General features: G+C 72.6%; 14 protein-coding genes. 10 read left to right on the forward strand and 4 right to left on the reverse strand.

Translation table 11 applies throughout. The annotated features are described in order from the left end of the window. The first annotated feature begins 66 nt into the window (after window positions 1–66). Complete coding sequence (locus AB0P35_RS17685) at window positions 67–1,128, forward strand: ABC transporter substrate-binding protein (RefSeq protein ID WP_363511583.1); 1,062 nt, start codon at window positions 67–69, stop codon at window positions 1,126–1,128. 55 nt (window positions 1,129–1,183) lie between these two features. On the opposite strand, the gene AB0P35_RS17690 is transcribed toward AB0P35_RS17685, so the two are convergent. Together AB0P35_RS17690 and AB0P35_RS17695 are read right to left on the reverse strand one after the other, a co-directional pair. Next, window positions 1,184–2,083, reverse strand: coding sequence for a sucrase ferredoxin (locus AB0P35_RS17690; RefSeq protein WP_363511585.1), 900 nt, complete (start codon window positions 2,081–2,083; stop codon window positions 1,184–1,186). 229 nt (window positions 2,084–2,312) lie between these two features. Further along, the gene (locus tag AB0P35_RS17695) at window positions 2,313–4,763 is read right to left on the reverse strand and encodes a DNA topoisomerase IV subunit A (RefSeq protein WP_363511587.1); all 2,451 of its coding nucleotides are present in this window, start codon (window positions 4,761–4,763) and stop codon (window positions 2,313–2,315) included. A 342-nt stretch (window positions 4,764–5,105) separates the two neighbouring features. On the opposite strand from AB0P35_RS17695, the gene AB0P35_RS17700 reads away from it, so the two are divergent. The 3 genes from AB0P35_RS17700 (at window position 5,106) to AB0P35_RS17710 (ending at window position 9,316) form a co-directional block, all read left to right on the forward strand. After that, the gene (locus AB0P35_RS17700; protein ID WP_363511589.1) at window positions 5,106–6,443 is read left to right on the forward strand and encodes a pitrilysin family protein; all 1,338 of its coding nucleotides are present in this window, start codon (window positions 5,106–5,108) and stop codon (window positions 6,441–6,443) included. Then, complete coding sequence (locus AB0P35_RS17705; RefSeq protein ID WP_363511591.1) at window positions 6,440–7,819, forward strand: pitrilysin family protein; 1,380 nt, start codon at window positions 6,440–6,442, stop codon at window positions 7,817–7,819. The genes AB0P35_RS17700 and AB0P35_RS17705 overlap by 4 nt, the downstream gene beginning before the upstream one ends. Window positions 7,820–8,122: 303 nt before the next feature. Further along, complete coding sequence (locus AB0P35_RS17710; protein ID WP_363511593.1) at window positions 8,123–9,316, forward strand: RtcB family protein; 1,194 nt, start codon at window positions 8,123–8,125, stop codon at window positions 9,314–9,316. 2 nt (window positions 9,317–9,318) lie between these two features. On the opposite strand, the gene AB0P35_RS17715 is transcribed toward AB0P35_RS17710, so the two are convergent. Beyond that, window positions 9,319–10,125 carry an LAGLIDADG family homing endonuclease gene (locus AB0P35_RS17715; RefSeq protein ID WP_363511595.1) on the reverse strand — a complete coding sequence of 269 codons (807 nt, stop codon included), beginning with the start codon at window positions 10,123–10,125 and terminating at the stop codon, window positions 9,319–9,321. 170 nt (window positions 10,126–10,295) lie between these two features. Between AB0P35_RS17715 and AB0P35_RS17720 the strand changes: the two genes are divergently transcribed. Further along, the gene (locus tag AB0P35_RS17720; protein ID WP_363511612.1) at window positions 10,296–11,177 is read left to right on the forward strand and encodes a glutaminase; all 882 of its coding nucleotides are present in this window, start codon (window positions 10,296–10,298) and stop codon (window positions 11,175–11,177) included. Between the two features lie 80 nt (window positions 11,178–11,257). Here AB0P35_RS17720 and AB0P35_RS17725 read toward each other — a convergent pair whose 3' ends face one another. Further along, window positions 11,258–11,536 (reverse strand): HPr family phosphocarrier protein, encoded by a 279-nt coding sequence (locus AB0P35_RS17725; RefSeq protein WP_363511597.1) that lies wholly within the window; start codon window positions 11,534–11,536, stop codon window positions 11,258–11,260. A gap of 166 nt (window positions 11,537–11,702) precedes the next feature. Here AB0P35_RS17725 and AB0P35_RS17730 point away from each other — a divergent pair, with 166 nt between their 5' ends. The 5 genes from AB0P35_RS17730 to AB0P35_RS17750 all read left to right on the forward strand — a co-directional run bounded on the left by AB0P35_RS17730 (window position 11,703) and on the right by AB0P35_RS17750 (window position 17,956). Next, window positions 11,703–14,486: a GNAT family N-acetyltransferase gene (locus tag AB0P35_RS17730; RefSeq protein WP_363511599.1), complete on the forward strand. Its 2,784-nt coding sequence runs from the start codon at window positions 11,703–11,705 to the stop codon at window positions 14,484–14,486. Window positions 14,487–14,608: 122 nt separating this feature from the next. Further along, a complete protein-coding gene (locus tag AB0P35_RS17735) occupies window positions 14,609–15,199 on the forward strand; it encodes a DUF5998 family protein (RefSeq protein ID WP_095872859.1) in 591 nt (196 codons plus the stop codon). Between the two features lie 14 nt (window positions 15,200–15,213). Beyond that, window positions 15,214–16,371 carry a nucleotide pyrophosphatase/phosphodiesterase family protein gene (locus tag AB0P35_RS17740; RefSeq protein WP_363511601.1) on the forward strand — a complete coding sequence of 386 codons (1,158 nt, stop codon included), beginning with the start codon at window positions 15,214–15,216 and terminating at the stop codon, window positions 16,369–16,371. 48 nt (window positions 16,372–16,419) lie between these two features. Continuing rightward, a complete protein-coding gene (locus AB0P35_RS17745; RefSeq protein WP_095872857.1) occupies window positions 16,420–17,067 on the forward strand; it encodes a thymidine kinase in 648 nt (215 codons plus the stop codon). A 40-nt stretch (window positions 17,068–17,107) separates the two neighbouring features. Next, a complete protein-coding gene (locus AB0P35_RS17750) occupies window positions 17,108–17,956 on the forward strand; it encodes a sulfurtransferase (RefSeq protein ID WP_363511603.1) in 849 nt (282 codons plus the stop codon). The last annotated feature ends 124 nt before the right edge of the window (window positions 17,957–18,080 follow it).

Raw genomic sequence — 18,080 nt, forward strand, 5'->3', positions numbered from 1 at the left:
CCCCTCCCGTACCGCCCCGGCACCCCCCGCCCCCACCTCTCCGCGCACCAAGGAAGGCCCCCACCCATGCGCAGAACCGCCGCCGCCGCCCTCGCCGCCGCCCTCCTCCTGCCCCTGACCGCCTGCGCCAACGACGCCGCCTCCACCTCCCACAACGGCGCCGCCCCCGCCGGGCCCACCGTCGAAGGCCCCAAGGTCAAGATCATGGTCGGCGGCCTCGACAAGGTCATCTACATGCCCGCCATGCTCACCCAGCGGCTCGGCTACTTCGCCGAGGCCGGCGTCAACGTCGAGCTGATGAGCGAACCCGCCGGCGTCAACGCCACCACCGCTCTCCTCGCCGGAGACGTCCAGGGCGCCGTCGGCTTCTACGACCACACCATCGACCTGCAGGCCAAGGGCAAGAGCGTCGAATCCGTCGTCCAGTTCTCCCAGGCCCCCGGCGAGGTCGAGGTCGTCTCCGCCAAGCAGGCCGGAGCCATCAAGAGCGGCGCCGACTTCAAGGGCCGCAAGCTCGGCGTCACCAGCATCGGCTCCTCCACCGACTTCCTCACCAAGTACCTCGCCGTCAAGAACGGCGTCGACACCAGCCAGTTCAGCCCCATCGCCGTCGGCGCCGGCCAGACCTTCATCGCCGCCATGCAGCAGGGCTCCATCGACGCCGGCATGACCACCGACCCCACCGTCGCCAACATCCTCGCCAAGAACATCGGCACCGTCCTCTTCGACATGCGCACCCCCGAGGGCTCCAAGGCCGCCCTCGGCGGCCTCTACCCCTCGTCCTCGCTGTACATGAACACCGCCTGGGTGAACAGCAACAAGGACACCGTGCAGAAGCTCGCCAACGCCTTCGTCAAGACCCTCACGTGGATGAACACCCACACCCCCGAGGAGATCGCCGCGAAGATGCCCGCCGACTACGCCCAGGGCGGCGCCGAGCAGTACGCGGCCGCCATCAAGGCCACCCTGCCCATGTTCACCACCGACGGCGTCATGCCCGCCGACGGCCCGAAGACCGTCCTCGCCGTCCTCGGCGCCTTCCACCCCGACGTCAAGGGCAAGGAGGCGAGCATCGACCTCGCCAAGACCTACACCACCGAATTCGTCACCAAGGCCGCCAAGGGCTGACCCACCCCCGACCTGTGACGGCCCCCCGCCCTCCCGGACAGCGGGCGCGGGGCCGTCACAGCCGTTCCACCGGCCCCGCGACCATCCGCGACGGCGTCCCCGCCGCCTTCCCGCAACTCTCCGGACGCGGCGGCGCCGACACCCCCTCCACCACCGGCACCCGCCAGCGCCGGCCGTCCACGTGCGACACCTCCACCGACCAGCCGCCGTCCACCACCGACTGACGCACCGACAGCACCTCCGCCGACGTCTCACCCACCGCGAGACGCACCGCGTGCTCCGCCGCCTGACCCGGACGCCCCCAGCACGACCGGCCCCGCGAGAACTCCGGCACCGTGTGCCCCGCCGCCGTCGACGCCAGCACCTCCTTCGCCGCCGCCCCCGACAACCGCCCGTACGCGTACCCGAACGGCAGCACCAGCATCGTCGGCGAGAAACGGTGACCGCCCAGATGCGTCACCTCCCACACCTCGCCCACACCCGACGCCGCCAACTCCGCCGCCAACGGCCGCCCCAGCAGCGCACAACACCGGTCCCGACGGCCGTTCGTGCACACCAGCGCGATCGGGCCGCCGTCGTGCTCCACCCCCAGACCGCCGTGCACCCCCGCACCCAGCGCCGCGAAATCCAGACCCAGGAGCTCCGCCGGATCCGCCACCGACCAGCGCCGCACCCACGACCGGCCGGGCACCGTGTGCGCCACGACCACCTGGTGCCGCGCGTCGGGCCGGGCATCCGCATGACGACCCGGGCTGCGCACCAGCGCCACCCGCACCCCCGACCCCGCCGCGGCCGCCTCCAACGCCGCCCCCACCGCGGTGTCCAGATGGCTCTCCAGCAGCGCCTTCGCCCCCCACGGCCCGGCCTGCTCAACCAGCAGCCAGGTCGAGGCCGTCGCCGCGGTCGCGGCCAACGGCTCGGACAGTTCCAGCGACAGAGTCGCGCAGGTGCTCACCCAGGCAAGCCTACCCTCGCCACCCCCGCCCGCCACGGTGGCCGACCCCCACCCCGGCCGCCCCGCGAACCCCCCTCCCCGGCCGCGCTGCGACCCCCACCCCGGCCGCCCCGCGAACCCCCCTCCCCGGCCGCGCTGCGACCCCCTCCCCGGCAACCCCGCGAACCCCCCGCACCAACGGAAACGGGGGCGCCGCCGCAGCAGCACCCCCGTCACCCGAAAACCGGCCCTACAGCCGGCCGCCCACGGTCGCGACCTGCGCCGTCACCGGCGAACCCGAACCGTCCCGGCGCGGATCACGCTCCGGCAGCTCCACCGGCGAACCGTTCGCCGCGGCCGCCAGCGCCGGAGCCGCACCCGCCCACGCGAACGCCAGCACATCCTCGCCCCGCAGGAACCGCTGGCAGCGCACACCGCCCGTCGCCCGGCCCTTGCGCGGATACAGCTCGAACGGCGTCATCTTCCACGTCGTCTGCTCACCGCCCGACAGCGTCCCCGACGCCGCCGCCACCGACAGCACCACCGCGTCCGCGGCCGGATCCACCGCCGTGAACGACAGCACCCGGGCCCCGTCCGACACCTTCACACCCGCCATACCGCCGGCCGGACGACCCTGCGGCCGCACCTGACCCGCCGGATACCGCAGCAGCTGCGCATCCGAGGTGATGAAGACCAGGTCCTCCTCACCCGTCGCCAACTCCACCGCGCCGACGACCTCGTCACCCTCCCGGAGGGCGATCACCTCGAACTCGTCCTTGTTCGCCGGCCACTCCGGCACCACACGCTTCACCACGCCCTGCACCGTGCCCAGCGCCAGACCCGGCGACGACTCGTCCAGGGTCGTCAACGCCAGCGCCCGCTCCCCGGCCTCCAGCCGCAGGAACTCCGACACCGCCGCACCCCCGGCCAGCGACGACGCACCACCCGGCGGCAACTGCGGCAGATCGATCACCGGCAGCCGCAGCACCCGGCCCGCCGACGTCACCACACCCACGTCCGCCCGCGCCGTCGCAGCCACCGCAGACACGACCACATCGTGCTTCGCCCGCTGCTCCGACACCGCCACCGACGCGGCGTCCGGCGTCCGCACCAGCAGGCCCGTCGACGACAGCAGCACCCGGCACGGATCGTCAGCCACCTCCAGCGGCACCGACAGCGCCGCACTCGGCACCGCCCCCGCCTCCAGCAGCACCGTCCGCCGCGCCGTCCCGAACTGCTTCGACACCGCGCCCAGCTCCGACGACACCACACTGCGCAGCCGCGAATCCGACTCCAGGATCTCCGTCAGCTCCGCGATCTCCGCCGTCAGCTTCCGCTGCTCGTCCTCCAGCTCCACCCGGTCGAACCGGGTCAGCCGCCGCAGCGGAGTGTCCAGGATGTACGCCGTCTGCACCTCCGACAGCGAGAAGCGCTCGATCAGCCGCTCCTTCGCCTGCGCCGCGTTGTCGCTCGACCGGATGAGCGCGATCACCTCGTCGATGTCGACCAGCGCCACCAGCAGGCCCTCGACCAGGTGCAGCCGCTCCTGGCGCTTGCGCCGCCGGAAGTCACTGCGCCGACGCACCACCTCGAAACGGTGGTCGACGTAGACCTCCAGCAGCTCCTTCAGACCCAGCGTCAACGGCTGACCGTCCACCAGCGCCACATTGTTGATACCGAAGGTCTCCTCCATCGGCGTCAACTTGAACAGCTGCTCCAGCAGCGCCTCCGGCACGAACCCGTTCTTCACCTCGATCACCAGGCGAAGACCGTTCTCACGGTCCGTCAGGTCCTTGACGTCCGCGATGCCCTGCAGCTTCTTCGCGTTGACCAGATCCTTGATCTTCGCGATCACCTTCTCCGGGCCCACGCTGTACGGCAGCTCGGTGACCACGATCCCCTTGCGGCGCGCCGACACACTCTCGATCGTCGTCGTCGCCCGGATCTTGAACGTCCCCCGGCCGTTCGCGTACGCGTCCCGGATCCCGGACAGACCCACGATCCGCCCGCCCGTCGGCAGGTCCGGACCCGGCACGAACCGCATCAGCGTGTCCAGATCCGCGTTCGGGTGCTTGATCAGATGCCTGGCGGCCGCCACCACCTCCGCCAGATTGTGCGGCGGCATGTTCGTCGCCATACCCACCGCGATCCCCGACGCGCCGTTCACCAGCAGATTCGGGAACGCCGACGGCAGAACCTGCGGCTCCTGCTCACTGCCGTCGTAGTTCGGACCGAAGTCGACCGTGTCCTCGTGGATCGACTCCACCATCGACATCGACGCCGCCGTCAGCCGCGACTCCGTGTACCGCATCGCCGCCGGCGGATCGTCGTTGCCCAGCGAACCGAAGTTCCCGTGCCCGTCGATCAACGGCAGCCGCATCGAGAACGGCTGCGCCATGCGCACCACGGAGTCGTAGATCGACGCATCACCGTGCGGGTGCAGCCGGCCCATCACCTCGCCCACCAGGCGGGCGCACTTCACATGGCCGCGCTCCGGCCGCAGGCCCATCTCGTTGGCCTGGTACAGGATCCGCCGGTGCACCGGCTTCAAGCCGTCCCGTGCGTCCGGCAGCGCCCGCGAGTAGATCACCGAATACGCGTACTCCAGGAACGAGCCCTGCATCTCGTCCACCACATCGACATCGAGAATCCGCTCCTCGAAGTCACCGGGCGGCGGAGTGGGCGAACTGCGGCGGGCCATCGCGGCGGGGCTCCTTGCGTGTCGGGCTTGCGTCTGTCGAACGGCGACCGAAACCGGCCACCGCGTCGAACCCTAGGGGGCACGGCGCCCCCCATTGTGGACCCTCCCACCCACAGCCACGCCCACCCCCGCCGCGCAGCACCCCGCCGCCCGCCGCGCAGCACTCCGCCGCAGGCCCTGCCGCACCCCGCAGCCCGCCCCGCCGCCCCGACCCCGCCGCGTCCGCCCCTGGCGAACGCCGCCCCTGCGCGGACACATCACGGCCCCCCGCGCGTTGCACCACAATGGGGACACGCACACAGCCCCCGACCTGCACAACCACCAGGGAAGGACCCACAGCGCATGGCCCAGCCGGCCCCCGCCTCCCACCGAGGCCTCGCCATCACCGAACACCGCCTGGCCAACGGCCTGCGCGTGGTGCTCTCCGAGGACCACCTCACCCCGGTCACCGCCGTCTGCCTCTGGTACGACGTCGGCTCCCGCCACGAGGTCAAGGGCCGCACCGGCCTCGCCCACCTCTTCGAACACCTCATGTTCCAGGGCTCGCGGAACGTCTCCAACAACGGCCACTTCGAACTCGTCCAAGGCGCCGGCGGCTCCCTCAACGGCACCACGAGCTTCGAACGCACCAACTACTTCGAGACCATGCCCGCCCACCAGCTCGAGCTCGCCCTCTGGCTCGAAGCCGACCGCATGGGCTCCCTCCTCGACGCCCTCGACGACACGTCCATGGAGAACCAGCGCGACGTCGTCAAGAACGAACGCCGCCAGCGCTACGACAACGTCCCCTACGGCACCGCCTTCGAGAAGCTCACCGCCCTGAGCTTCCCCGACGGCCACCCCTACCACCACACCCCCATCGGCTCCATGGCCGACCTCGACGCCGCCACCCTCGAAGACGCCCGCACCTTCTTCCGTACCTACTACGCCCCCAACAACGCCGTCCTCTCCATCGTCGGCGACCTCGACCCCGAGCAGACCATCGCCTGGGTCGAGAAGTACTTCGGCACCATCCCCGCCCACAACGGCAAGCAGCCCCCGCGCGACGGCACCCTCCCCGACACCATCGGCAGCGAACTCCGCGAACTCGTCGAGGAGGACGTCCCCAGCCGCGCCCTCATGGCCGCCTACCGCCTCCCCCACGACGGCACCCGCGAGGCCGACGCCGCCGACCTCGCCCTCACCATCCTCGGCTCCGGCGAATCCAGCCGCCTCTACAACCGGCTCGTCCGCCGCGACCGCACCGCCGTCACCGCCGGCTTCGGCCTGCTGCGCCTCGCCGGCGCCCCCAGCCTCGGCTGGCTCGACGTCAAAACCAGCGGCGACGCCACCATCGAAGCCATCAACACCGCCGTCGACGAAGAACTCGCCCGCTTCGCCACCGAAGGCCCCACCCCCGAAGAACTCGAACGCGCCCAGGCCCAGATCGAGCGCGAATGGCTCGACCGGCTCACCACCGTCGCCGGCCGCGCCGACGAACTCTGCCGCTACGCCGTCCTCTTCGGCGACCCCAACCTCGTCAACGAGGCACTCCCCAAGGTCCTCGACATCACCGCCGAAGAAGTCCGCACCGTCGCCGCGGCCCGCCTCCACCCGCAGAACCGGGCCGTCCTCGTCTACGAGCCCACCACCACCGGCCCCGACGCCGACGACACCACCGAGCAGGAGACGGCCGCGTGACCAGCCAGATGACCTTCCACCCCCAGCCCGCCGCCGGCACCCCCACCCCGTGGGCCTTCCCGGCGCCCCAGCGGCTCACCCTCGGCAACGGCATCACCGTCCTGCACTGCCACCGCCCCGGCCAGCAGCTCGTCGCCGTCGACCTCGTCCTCGACGCCCCGCTCGCCGCCGAACCCACCGGCCTCGACGGCGTCGCCAACATCCTCGCCCGCGCCCTCAACGAAGGCACCGAGCACCACACCGCCGAGGAATTCGCCGCCGAACTCGAACGCGCCGGCGCCACCCTCGACGCCCACGCCGACCACCCCGCCATCCGCGTCAGCCTCGAAGTCCCCGCCTCCCGACTCGAACGCGGCCTCACCCTCCTCGCCGACGCCCTCCGCGCCCCCGCCCTCCCCGAGGACGAGATCGAACGACTCGTCGCCAACCGCCTCGACGAGATCACCCACGAACTCGCCAACCCCGCCCGGCGCGCCGCCAAGGCCCTCTACGCGGCCCTCTTCGACGCCACCGACCGGCTCTCCCGCCCCCGCAGCGGCACCGCCGACACCGTCCGCACCATCGACCGCGCCGCCGTCGACGCCTTCTACCGGGCCCACGTCCGGCCCGGCACCACCACCGCCGTCGTCGTCGGCGACCTCACCGGCACCGACCTCCCCACCCTCCTCGAAAGCACCCTCGGCACCTGGACCGCCGACACCGCCGACCAGGCCGTCCACGCCCCCGTCACCGCCGACGACAAGGGCCGCGTGATCATCGTCGACCGGCCCGGGTCCGTCCAGACCCAACTCCTCATCGGCCGCATCGGCCCCGACCGCCACGACCCCACCTGGGCCGCCCAGATCCTCGGCACCTACTGCCTCGGCGGCACCCTCACCTCCCGCCTCGACCGCGTCCTGCGCGAGGAGAAGGGCTACACCTACGGCGTCCGCGCCTTCGCCCAGCCGCTGCGCTCCGCCGCCGACGGCTCCGGCCGCGCCCTGCTCGCCATCAGCGGCTCGGTCGACACCGCGTCCACCGCCCCGGCCCTCGCCGACACCTGGACGATCCTGCGCACCCTCGCCGCCGAGGGCCTCACCGACGCCGAGCGCGACGAGGCCGTGCAGTTCCTCGTCGGCGTCGCCCCGCTCAAGTACGAGACGGCCGGCTCGGTCGCCGCCACCCTCGCCGACCAGGTCGAGCAGTACCTGCCCGACGGCTACCAGGCCGAGGTCTACCGGCAGCTCGCCGAACTCGGCACCGAGTCCGCCACCGAGGCCGTCGTCGCCGCCTTCCCGCCCGACCGCCTGGTCACCGTGCTCGTCGGTGACGCCGCCGTCATCGGCGACGGCGTCCGCGACCTCGGCGTCGGCGAGGTCACCGTGATCGCCAACTGACCTGTGGCACCCAGGGCCCGGCGGAGCGTCAGCCCCGCCGGGCCCTCGCGTTTAATCCATTGCACCGCCGGCGGCCCGCGTGGGTAGATACTCCCGCAGCCGCACACCGCGGCCACCACACACAACCGGGAAGGAGGCGGTCACCATGCGGGTCGAGCGAGACAACCGACGCTCCCCACGACCGTTCCCCGGTTGTACCGCCGCCTGAGCGCGGCCCCCACACTTCCCCGAGCCGCACCGGGACTCAACGCGCGGCACCCGTCCTACGCTGGAAACAGCCGACCTGTGGAGGTCGAAACCACCATGTCGTACACCGAGGTACCCGGCATCCGCGTGCCCATCCGGATGTGGACCGACCCGGCCACCGTCGAGGGCCAGGCCATGCAGCAGCTGCGCAACATCAGCTCGCTCCCGTGGCTGCACGGCCTGGCCGTCATGCCCGACGTCCACCTGGGCAAGGGCGCGACCGTCGGCTCCGTGATCGCGATGAAGGGGGCCGTCTGCCCGGCCGCGGTCGGCGTCGACATCGGCTGCGGAATGACCGCCGTCAAGACCTCGCTCACCGCGAAGGACCTGCCGGACGACCTGTCCCGGCTCCGCTCCAAGATCGAGCAGGCCATCCCGGTCGGCCGCGGTCTGCACACCGACCCGGTCGACCCGGGCAAGCTGCACGGCCTGGCGACCGGCGGCTGGGACCGCTTCTGGGACGGCTTCGACGGCATCGCGCCCGAGGTCCTCTGGAAGCGCGAGCGGGCGGCGCAGCAGATGGGTTCGCTCGGATCCGGTAATCATTTTATAGAGGTATGTGTCGATGAGACCGGTGTGGTCTGGCTGATGCTGCACTCCGGTTCGCGCAACATCGGCAAGGAGCTCGCCGAGCACCACATGGGCGTCGCCCGGTCGCTGCCGCACAACCAGGGCCTGATCGACCGCGACCTCGCGGTGTTCATCGCGGACACCCCGCAGATGAACGCCTACCGCCAGGACCTCTTCTGGGCGCAGGACTACGCGAAGCGCAACCGCGCGATCATGATGGCGCTCTTCCAGGACGTCGTCCGGCGGGAGTTCCCGAAGGCGAAGGTGGCCTTCGACCAGATGATCAGCTGCCACCACAACTACGTGGCGGAGGAGCGGTACGACGGAGTCGACCTGTTGGTCACCCGCAAGGGTGCGATCCGGGCCGGCTCCGGCGACTACGGGATCATCCCGGGCTCGATGGGCACCGGTTCGTACATCGTCCGCGGTCTCGGCAACGACGCCGCGTTCAACTCGGCCTCGCACGGCGCCGGCCGCAAGATGAGCCGCACCGCGGCCAAGAAGCGGTTCACCACGCGCGACCTGGTCGAGCAGACCAAGGGCGTGGAGTGCCGCAAGGACTCGGGCGTCGTCGACGAGATCCCCGGTGCGTACAAGTCCATCGAGAAGGTGATGGACCAGCAGCGCGACCTGGTCGAGGTGGTCGCCCACCTCAAGCAGGTCGTCTGCGTGAAGGGTTGAGTTCAGGCCGGGGTGCGCGGGAAGCGCACCCCGGCCTTCCTCGGTCCGGCCAGTCGCCAGCGCCGCATCGAGCAACTGCTGACGGACCGGCCGAGTACGACTGCCGCTGCCGCCGCCGTGTCGGCTGCGAGCAGCAGCCTGTCGTCCTCGGGTGTCCACGCCCTGCGCATTCCCGCCGGGCGGACCCAGCTCGCCACGTCTGCGGACGCGGCCAGCTTCCGGGGGAGGGTAAGGCAGCCCGGCGGATAGAGGTCACGTGCCAACGCTCTGGCGTCCTCCCTGGTGAAAAGGATGTTGTAGACGCCGTCGCGCCGGTTGCGGTTCACCGTGCGCCGAGTGCCCGTCAGTTCACGCGGGTAGTGGCAGAAGATGCCCATCCAGGCTTCGCTGGCGGTGGTGAGACCGACGAAGGGCACGTCCTGGGCGGTGCGCCCCAGCGACCCGTCGGCATCGATCAGGCCGCGCAGGTAGTCGCGCTCCGCGAACGGAGGCTCGGGCGGTGCCACGGTGAACGACTTGCGACCGGCCGGAAGGCCCGGTTCGACGAGGCGCTCACGGAACTCGCGGGCATGTGCCGTCCAGATGACCGAGGTGTGGTCGGCGGCGAAGTTGGTGGTACGGGTGCGGTGGCGGATGCTGCTCGGCCAGGGGCAGAGACGCTGGAAGGCCTCCAGCAGCGGTGTGTCGCGGGCCGACAGCTCCACGCTGATGCGCCCGCGGTTGCGCGTGCCTTCGTAGAGGTGCCCGTCGGCCTGGAGGAAGCCGAACATGTAGGCGTGGTCGGGGTTTTCGAGGTCGAATCCGGTCATGGCGCCAGCCTCTGTCCGGCGGTGCCCGCAGTGCCGCGGTTCGTCGGCGGATCATCCGATGGTGTGGTTGTCCTCAAGTCGAAATGTCGGATTCCGGACCCGGGCGGGATGGTGCGGGCGGCCGGGGACACAATGTCCGCGTGGACTACCAGGGACTTCTGCGGGAATCGATGGAGACCGCGCTCGGGGCGCCGGCGCGCGGGCGGCCGGCGGACTACATCCCGGCGTTGGCGCAGGCCGATCCGGAGGCGTTCGGGATGGCGATCGCGACGGTCGACGGCGGCGTGTTCGGGGTGGGGTCCTGGGAGGAGCCGTTCTCGATCCAGTCGGTGTCGAAGCTGTTCACGCTGGCGCTGGCGCTCGCGGAGGGCGACGAGCGGCTGTGGCGCGGGGTTGGCCGGGAGCCGTCCGGGAATCCGTTCAATTCGCTGGTGCAGCTGGAGACCGAGCACGGGATCCCGCGCAATCCGTTCATCAACGCGGGCGCGCTGGTGGTGACGGACCGTCTGCTGGAGCTGACCGGTGACGCGGTGGGGGCGGTGCGGGAGTTCCTGCGGCGGGAGTCGGGGAACGACGCGGTGGCGACGGACGACGCGGTCGCGGCCTCGGAGGCGCGGCACGGCCACCGGAACGCGGCGATGGCGCACTTCATGGCGAGCTACGGGAATCTGCGGAACCCGGTGGACAGTGTGCTGGCGCACTACTACGCGCACTGCGCGATCGCGGCGAGCTGCCGGGACCTCGCGCTGGCGGGCCTGTTCCTGGCGCGGCACGGGCTGCGGGTGGACGGTTCGCGGCTGCTGACCCGGAGCGAGGCGAAGCGGATCAACGCGGTGCTGCTGACCTGCGGGACGTACGACGCGGCGGGGGAGTTCGCCTACCGGGTGGGCCTGCCGGGGAAGAGCGGCGTGGGCGGGGGCGTGCTGGCGGTGCTGCCGGGCCGGGGCGCGGTGTGCGTGTGGGGGCCGGGGCTGGATGCGGCGGGGAACTCGGTGCTGGGGGTGGCGGCGCTGGACGCGCTGACCACGGCGACCGGCTGGTCGGTGTTCTAGCGGCGACCGGGAACGAGAACGAGAAGGGGTGCACCCGGCGGTGAGCCGTGGTGCACCCCTGCGTCGTGTCCGCTAAGCGATCAGCCCGCGGGGAGCTCGTCGAGGCCTTCCTGGACGAGCTTGGCGAGGCGGTCGAGTGCCTGGTCGGCGCCGTCGGCGTCGGAGGCGAGGACGACGGTGTCGCCGCCGGCCGCGCCGAGGGCGAGCAGGCCGAGCATGGAGCCGGCGTTGACCGGGTTGCCGCCGTCCTTGGCGATGGTGACGGGCACGCCCGTGGAGGTGACGGCGCGGACGAAGATGGAGGCGGGACGGGCGTGGAGGCCTTCGGCCCAACCGACGGTGACGCGGCGCTCAGCCATGGGACGTGCCTTTCGGTGGTGCTGGGTGGAGCCAGTTGTCTAGACCAGTGTCGCACGTCCCCCGCACGTCCGGAACGGTGCGGCACCCCGCACTCCCACCTTGGCCCCGCCGGAGCGGCACCCGCCATGCGGCTCGCCGCGGCCGCTCCCGGATAACCTGGCGGTTGTGGACGACTCCGGGACTTCACCCCGCACCGGTCAGGCCGACGAGCACAGCTACCCGCAGCACTGGGAGGCGGACGTCCTGCTGCGCGACGGCGGCGCGGCCCGGATCCGGCCGATCACCCCGGCCGACGCGGACCGCCTGGTCGAGTTCTACGGCCAGGTCTCCGACCAGTCGAAGTACTTCCGCTTCTTCGCCCCGTACCCGCGGCTGTCGGACAAGGACGTGCGGCGCTTCACCCACCACGACTACGTGAACCGGGTGGGCCTGGCGGCGGTGGTGCGGGACCGCTTCATCGCCACCGTCCGCTACGACCGGATCGACGAGCAGGGCCGCCCCTCGACCACAGGCACGGACGCCGAGGTGGCCTTCCTGGTGCAGGACGCCCACCAGGGCCGCGGGGTCGCCTCGGCGCTGCTGGAGCACATCGCGGCGGTCGCCCAGGAGCGCGGCATCCGCCGGTTCACCGCGGAGGTGCTGCCGGAGAACCGCAAGATGGTGAAGGTCTTCACCGACGCCGGCTACACCCAGCACCGCAGCTTCGCCGACGGCGTGGTGCACCTGGAGTTCGACCTGGAGCCGACGGCCGCCTCGCTGGCGGTCATGCGGGGACGCGAGCACCGCGCGGAGGCCCGCTCGGTGCAGCGGCTGCTGACGCCCCGGTCGGTGGCGGTGGTGGGGGTGTCGCGCAACCCCCAGTCGGTGGGACGGGGGCTGCTGCGCAGCCTCGCAGGGTTCCACGGCGAGGTGTACGCGGTGAACCGGAGCGCGCCCGCGGGCACGGTGCTGGACGGGGTGGCGGTGCACCGGTCGGTGCTGGACATCCCGGGGCCGGTGGACCTGGCGCTGCTGGCGGTGCCCGAGGCGGCGGTGCCGGGGGTGGTGGCGGACTGCGGGGCGCACGGGGTGCAGGGCCTGGTGGTGGTGACGGCCGGCTACGCGGAGACCGGCCCGGAGGGCCGGGACCGGCAGCGGGCGCTGGTGCGGCAGGCGCGCGCGGCGGGGATGCGGGTGGTCGGCCCGAACGCGTTCGGGCTGGTGTCGACCGATCCGGAGCGGCCGCTGAACGCCTCGCTGGCGCCGGTGCTGCCGGCCCGGGGCCCGATCGGGGTGTTCTGCCAGTCGGGGGCGATCGGGGTGGCGCTGCTGGAGGCGGCGCACCGGCGGGGCCTGGGGGTGTCGTCCTTCGCCTCGGTGGGGAACCGGGCGGACCTGTCGGGCAACGACATGCTGCAGTTCTGGGAGGAGGACCCCGCCACCGAGGTGGTGCTGATGTACATGGAGTCGTTCGGGAACCCGCGGAAGTTCACCCGGATCGCGCGGCGGTTGGCGGCGTCGAAGCCGGTGGTGGTGGTGAAGGGGGCGCGGCACACGGGGAGCCTGCCGCCGGGGCACACGGTGCAGCCGGCGTCGAGCCGGTTGAAGGACGCGACGGTGGACGCCCTGTTCCGGCAGGCGGGGGTGGTCCGGGTGGAGACGATCACCGATCTGTTCGACACGGGGGAGTTGCTGGCGGGGCAGCCGCTGCCGGCGGGGGACCGGGTGGCGGTGGTGGGCAATTCGGACTCGCTGGGTCTGTTGACGTACGACGCGTGTCTGGGGAGCGGGCTGCGGCCGCGGTCGCCGGTGGATCTGACGACGGCGGCGACGGGGGAGAACTACCGGATCGCGCTGGACACGGCGCTGGGTGATCCGGGGGTGGACGCGGTGATCGCGGTGGCGATCCCGCCGATCGGGGTGCACGGCGGCGGGGCGGCGGAGCCGGAGGACGAGCCGGAGATCGCGGCGGCGCTGGTGGACGCCGGGGTGCGGGCCCGCGAGTTGGGCAAGCCGCTGCTGCTGACGCACCTGGCGCTGGGCGGGCTGGCGGAGCGGCTGCGGGCGGCGCGCATCCCGTCGTTCCCTGCGCCGGAGCGGGCGGTGCGTGCGCTGGCGAACGCCGTGCACTACGCGGGGTGGCGGCGGTGGAGTGCGGAGGCGGAGCGGACGGCGCGGATCCCGGAGCTGGAGGGGATCGACGAAGGGCGGGCGCGGGCCCTGGTGGAGGCGGCGCTGGGGACGCGGCTGGCGGTGGCGGCGCGGACGCAGCCGGGGGGTGCCCGGTTCACGCTGCCGGAGGCGGACGCGGAGGCGTTGCTGGGCTGCTACGGGATCGTGGTGCGGCCGGTGCTGCCGGCGCCGGACGAGGAGTCGGCGGTGCGGGCGGCGGAGCGGCTGGGGTATCCGGTGGCGTTGAAGGCGACGGCGGACCATCTGCGGCACCGCCCGGACCTGGGGAGCGTGCGGCTGGACCTGACCGGTGAGGAGGGGCTGCGGCGGGCGCACCGGGAGTTGGACGCGCTGTTGGGCGGGGCGGCGCAGGCGCGGCTGGTGGTGCAGCAGCTGGCGCCGCGCGGGGTGGACACGGTGATCGGTGCGGCGGTGGATCCGGCGGTGGGCACGATTCTGAGTTTCGGCCTGGCGGGGGCGCCGGCGGAGCTGCTGGGTGATCTGGCGCACCGGTTGGTGCCGGCGACGGACCGGGACGTGGCGGCGTTGATCCGGGAGGTGCGGGCGGCTCCGCTGCTGTTCGGCTGGCGGGGGGCGGATCCGGTGGACACGAGGGCGTTGGAGGAGCTGCTGCTGCGGGTGTCGCGGCTGGTGGACGATCTGCCGGAGGTGGCGTCGGTGGATCTGGAGCCGGTGGTGGTGGCGCCGCAGGGGTTGGCGGTGCTGGGGGCGGTGGTGCGGATCGCGCCGCTGCCGGTGCGGACGGATCTGGGGCCGCGGGCGATGAGCAGCCTGTAACCTTGCTTGGCTGCGCCGCTCGGCGGCGCTGACCAGCCCCCGCAGGGCGGGCCCGGCAAGCGGGTCCGGAAGCTTGGCGCAGTGCCGCCCGCTTCGTCGGCGGGACATGCCAGGATGGAGACATGGCCAAGACCGGTACCACCACCACGCAGGACCTGCGGTCGGCGATCGAGCGCAGCGGCTACTACCCGGCCCTGGTGTCCGAGGCCGTGGAGTCCGCGGTGGGCCCTGAGCCGATCAGCTCCTACCTGGTGCACCAGGAGACGACATTCGACGCGAACGAGGTGCGCCGGCACGTGACGGTGCTGGTGCTCACCCCGTCGCGTTTCGTGGTGAGCCACACGGACGAGCAGAACGGTGATGCGGCGACTCCGGTGCCGTACGCGACGACGTCGACCGAGTGTGTCCGCCTGGACCGGATCAATTCGGTCGTGGTGAGCCGCATGGTGGCGAATCCGGAGACGTACACGCCGGGGACGCTGCCGCGCGAGGTGGTGCTGACCATCGGCTGGGGTGCGGTGCAGCGGCTGGATCTGGAGCCGGCCGGCTGTTCGGATCCGAACTGCGACGCGGACCACGGGTACACGGGTTCGGCGACGGCGGACGACCTGTCGCTGCGGGTGTCGGAGGCGGGTGACGGCCCGGAGACGGTCGCACAGGCGCTGGTGTTCGCGCGGGCGCTGTCCGAGGCGACGATGGCCACCCGGGTCTGAGGCCGCCGTCACGCATGCTCGGTTACGACGCTTTCGAGATTCTTGATCCTTCGGACGCTCCGGCTCCGGCGTACGGCTGCGGTTCGTTGGCGGACCTGCTGCCCGCGGTGGCGGCGGGTCTTGGTGTGCCCGGCTTCGAGAGCGGGCTGCTCCTGGAGCCGGCGGACCGGGTGTGCGTGTTCCTGGTGGACGGGATGGGCTGGGAGCTGGTCCGCCGGCATCCGGAGTACGCGCCCTTCCTGACCTCGCTGTCGGCGGGGGCGAGTCCGATCACCTCGGGGTTCCCGTCGACGACGGCGACGTCGTTGGCGTCGGTGGGGACGGGGCTGACGCCGGGGGTGCACGGGCTGGCCGGGTACACGGTGCGGGTGCCGGGCCGGAACGAGCTGATGAACCAGTTGCGGTGGGTGCCGCCGGTGCCGCCGCGGGAGTGGCAGCCGCATCCGACGGTGTTCGACCGGGTTTCGCGGGCGGGTGTGGCGACGGCGCAGGTGTCGTCGCCGTTGTTCGCGCAGACGCCGCTGACGCAGGTGGCGCTGTCGGGGGGGACGTTCCTGGGCCGGACGACCGGCGAGGAGCGGATGGATCTGGCGGCGAGCTGGCTGGCGGAGCACGACCGGGCGCTGGTGTACACGTACGTGAGCGAGCTGGACGGGGCGGGGCACCGGTTCGGGGTGGACTCGGACGAGTGGCGGATGACGCTGAACACGGTGGACCGGCTGGTGAAGCGGCTGGCGGAGCAGTTGCCGCCGCGGTCGGCGCTGTACGTGACGGCGGACCACGGCATGATCGACATCGCGCCGGAGGACCGGGTCGACTTCGACGAGGACTGGGAGCTGTCCGCGGGGGTGGCGCTGCTGGGCGGCGAGGGCCGGGCCCGGCACGTGTACGCGGTGCCGGGTGCGGCGGCGGACGTCCACGCGGTGTGGAGCGAGGTCCTGGGCGACCGGATGTGGGTGGCGACGCGGGAGCAGGCGGTGGCGGCCGGCTGGTTCGGTCCGGTGGTGGACGAGCGGGTGCTGCCGCGGATCGGCGATGTGGTGGCGGCGGCGCGGGACGACATCGCGGTGGTCGCGTCGCGCAAGGAGCCGGGGGAGTCCTCGATGGTCGGCCTGCACGGGTCGATGACCGCGGTGGAGCAGCTGGTGCCGCTGCTCGACGTCCGTACCTGATGCTGTCCGCACCGTTCTTCCCCCGATCGAAAGGCCCTTGTCCCACCCATGGCTGAACTGGTGTTCTTCTCGGGCACGATGGACTGCGGCAAGTCGACGCTGGCGCTGCAGATGGATCACAACCACGCGGCGCGCGGCCGCCAGGGCATCATCTTCACCCGGCACGACCGGGCGGGGACGGCGACGATCTCCAGTCGGCTGGGGCTGCGCGCGGACGCGGTGGAGGTCGCCGACGACTTCGACTTCCAGGCGCACGTGGTGCACCTGCTGTCGGCGGGGGGCAAGGCGGACTACCTGATCTGCGACGAGGCGCAGTTCTTCTCGGCGGAGCAGATCGATCAGCTGGCCCGGGTGGTGGACGAGCTCGGTATCGACGTCTACACGTTCGGCATCACGACGGACTTCCGGACGCGGCTGTTCCCCGGGTCGCAGCGGCTGATCGAGCTGGCGGACCGGGTCGAGGTGCTGCAGGTGGAGGCGCTCTGCTGGTGCGGGGCGCGGGCGACGCACAACGCGCGGACGGTCGGCGGGGTGATGGTCGTCGAGGGTGCGCAGGTGGTGGTCGGGGACGTCGCGGTCTCGGAGGACCAGATCGGCTACGAGGTGCTGTGCCGCCGCCACCACCGGCGCCGGCTGACGGCGGCGACGGCCCGGGCGTCGGTGCTCTCCCCGGACGTGCTGCCGTTCGAGGGCTGACGGAGCGTCGGAGGGCGCCGGTCTTGCCACAATGGCGGGTATGACTTCCACGTCCCCGCTGATTCCCGTCGACGAGCTCGCCGCGGCCCTGGCCGGTCCGCGGCCGCCCGTTCTGCTCGATGTCCGCTGGCAGTTGGGTGGTCCGCCCGGTGCCGGGGAGTACGCGGCCGGGCACCTGCCCGGTGCGCACTACGTCGACCTGGACGCCGAGCTGGCCGCGCCGCCCGGCCGGGCCGGCCGCCATCCGCTGCCGGATCCGGCGGTGCTGGGGGCGGCGCTGCGCCGGGCCGGGGTGTCGGCGGCCCGTCCGGTGGTGGTGTACGACGCGGGGCCTGCGACGTCGGCCGCGCGCGCGTGGTGGCTGCTGCGCTGGGCGGGGCACGGCGAGGTGCGGGTGCTGGACGGCGGGCTGGCCGCGTGGCGGGCGGCCGGGCTGGCGGTGTCGACGGAGCGTCCGGCGGACGAGGCGGGGGATTTCGCGCCGGCGCCGGGTGCGCTGCCGACGGTGGACGCGGACGGGGCGGCGGAGCTGGCGCGCAAGGGCGTGCTGCTGGACGCGCGGGCTGGCGAGCGGTACCGCGGTGAGGTGGAGCCGGTCGATCCACGGGCGGGCCACATCCCGGGTGCGGTGTCGGCGCCGACGACGGACAACCTGGGTCCGGACGGCCGGTTCCGGAGTGCTGCGGAGCTGGTGGCCCGGTTCGCGGCGCTCGGCGCGGACGGCTCGGTGCCGTTCGGCGTGTACTGCGGTTCGGGGGTGACGGCCGCGCACGAGCTGCTGGCGCTGGAGAGCGCCGGAGTGACCGGCGGTGTGCTGTACCCGGGGTCGTGGAGCGAGTGGTCGGGCGACCCGGCGCGGCCGGCGGCGACCGGGGAGCTGCCGGGCTGACGGCGGACACGGTTCGGGGCGGTCACCCGCGCGGGTGACCGCCCCGAACCGGGGCGGGGCCAACCGCAGCGTCTTGGGGCCGGGGGCGAAGTCGAAGGAGTGCCACCAGGGCACGGGGGGGCGG

Origin of the sequence: Kitasatospora sp. NPDC085879 (assembly GCF_040686255.1) — a bacterium.
Lineage (GTDB): Bacteria > Actinomycetota > Actinomycetes > Streptomycetales > Streptomycetaceae > Kitasatospora.

Excerpts from the sequence above, each read along its gene's own strand:
- AB0P35_RS17685 (WP_363511583.1), top strand. The coding sequence starts at position 67 with ATGCGCAGAACCGCCGCCGCCGCCCTCGCCGCCGCCCTCCTCCTGCCC.
- AB0P35_RS17695 (WP_363511587.1), bottom strand. The coding sequence starts at position 4,763 with ATGGCCCGCCGCAGTTCGCCCACTCCGCCGCCCGGTGACTTCGAGGAG.
- AB0P35_RS17700 (WP_363511589.1), top strand. The coding sequence starts at position 5,106 with ATGGCCCAGCCGGCCCCCGCCTCCCACCGAGGCCTCGCCATCACCGAA.
- AB0P35_RS17710 (WP_363511593.1), top strand. The coding sequence starts at position 8,123 with ATGTCGTACACCGAGGTACCCGGCATCCGCGTGCCCATCCGGATGTGG.
- AB0P35_RS17715 (WP_363511595.1), bottom strand. The coding sequence starts at position 10,125 with ATGACCGGATTCGACCTCGAAAACCCCGACCACGCCTACATGTTCGGC.
- AB0P35_RS17720 (WP_363511612.1), top strand. The coding sequence starts at position 10,296 with ATGGAGACCGCGCTCGGGGCGCCGGCGCGCGGGCGGCCGGCGGACTAC.
- AB0P35_RS17725 (WP_363511597.1), bottom strand. The coding sequence starts at position 11,536 with ATGGCTGAGCGCCGCGTCACCGTCGGTTGGGCCGAAGGCCTCCACGCC.
- AB0P35_RS17735 (WP_095872859.1), top strand. The coding sequence starts at position 14,609 with ATGGCCAAGACCGGTACCACCACCACGCAGGACCTGCGGTCGGCGATC.
- AB0P35_RS17740 (WP_363511601.1), top strand. The coding sequence starts at position 15,214 with ATGCTCGGTTACGACGCTTTCGAGATTCTTGATCCTTCGGACGCTCCG.
- AB0P35_RS17745 (WP_095872857.1), top strand. The coding sequence starts at position 16,420 with ATGGCTGAACTGGTGTTCTTCTCGGGCACGATGGACTGCGGCAAGTCG.
- AB0P35_RS17750 (WP_363511603.1), top strand. The coding sequence starts at position 17,108 with ATGACTTCCACGTCCCCGCTGATTCCCGTCGACGAGCTCGCCGCGGCC.